The following is a 977-nucleotide window of genomic DNA, read 5'->3' as shown; positions in this document are numbered from 1 at the left end:
CCCCTTGTCAACTGGTCTTTTGGTGTGTTTTCGGCGCCATAAAGCCATCTTCAAGCGCTGTTCCACGAAGGCGGTGTCTTTCACCGTGGAGGTTTCCCACCCGACGATCGCCCGTGAATACAGATCGATCACCAAGGCCACGTATACGAACCCGGAATACACCGGCACGTAAGTGAAATCTGTGACCCAAATACGGTTAGGGGCACTGGCGCTGAAGTTCCGATTCAGTAGGTCGCCAGCTCGTTTGCCGTCCTTGCCAGGGATCGTGGTGCGGGTCTTACGTCCACGAATCAGGCCGTTCATGCCCTCGTCACGCATGAGTCGGTCAACGGTGTGTTTGGAGACCTCGGGGAAGCCGTTGCGCCGCAGCCAAGCGGTCATCTTTCGCCGGCCATAAAGGATTTCTGGCTTCGGTCTTCCTTTAGCGTCTAACACTTTGAGGCTGCGTAACGTGTCAATGACCTTGGCATCTTCAACTGCTCGCAGGGCCGGAATCCTTATTTTCCAGGCCCGGTAGGTTCGTGCGGCGACCTGCACGCCCTGCTCACGCAGGACGGCGCAGATCGACTCGACCGCATGACCTTCGGCCCGCTGCTCATCAACGAATCGGCAGATTAGCGGCGGCGAGGGTCGAGTTCCCTCGCGAAGAAAATCGATGCAGCTTTCAAGATTTCGTTGGCTTCCTTCAAATCCCGATTCTCCGCCCGCAACGCCTTGAGCTCATCGAGTTCGGTAGTGGTTGGGCCGTCCTTCTCACCGGTGTCGACCTGGGCTTGGAGCACCCAGCGACGCAATGATTCGGGGCCGACATCCAGCTTCGGAGCCAGAGCCTTGCACGCTGCATACACGGAAGGATATTCAGAGAGCCGGTCCACAACCATCGCTACGGCGCGGTCACGAACTTCGGCAGGATACTTCTTGGGCATGGTTTCTATCTTTCTCTCGAAAGACAGCGGCATCAAATCAGGGACGGTTCA

General features: G+C 57.2%; 2 protein-coding genes. Both read right to left on the bottom strand.

Annotated elements, in window-relative coordinates:
• Positions 1 to 435: transposase (locus tag ACT3UA_RS18940; RefSeq protein WP_444617881.1), on the bottom strand; the 435-nt coding region annotated here is incomplete at its 3' end.
• Positions 436 to 614: 179 nt separating this feature from the next.
• The gene (locus tag ACT3UA_RS18935) at positions 615 to 926 is read right to left on the bottom strand and encodes a transposase (RefSeq protein ID WP_170947675.1); all 312 of its coding nucleotides are present in this window, start codon (positions 924 to 926) and stop codon (positions 615 to 617) included.
• Positions 927 to 977: the final 51 nt, after the last annotated feature.

It is taken from the genome of Glutamicibacter sp. 363 (genome assembly GCF_052379505.1).
GTDB lineage: Bacteria > Actinomycetota > Actinomycetes > Actinomycetales > Micrococcaceae > Glutamicibacter.
The sequence above is the reverse complement of the archived record's forward strand: the minus strand, read 5'-3'. Positions and strand labels throughout refer to the sequence as shown.

What these genes read in the sequence shown, in the direction of transcription:
- ACT3UA_RS18935 (WP_170947675.1), bottom strand. Translation starts at nt 926, where the DNA reads ATGCCCAAGAAGTATCCTGCCGAAGTTCGTGACCGCGCCGTAGCGATG.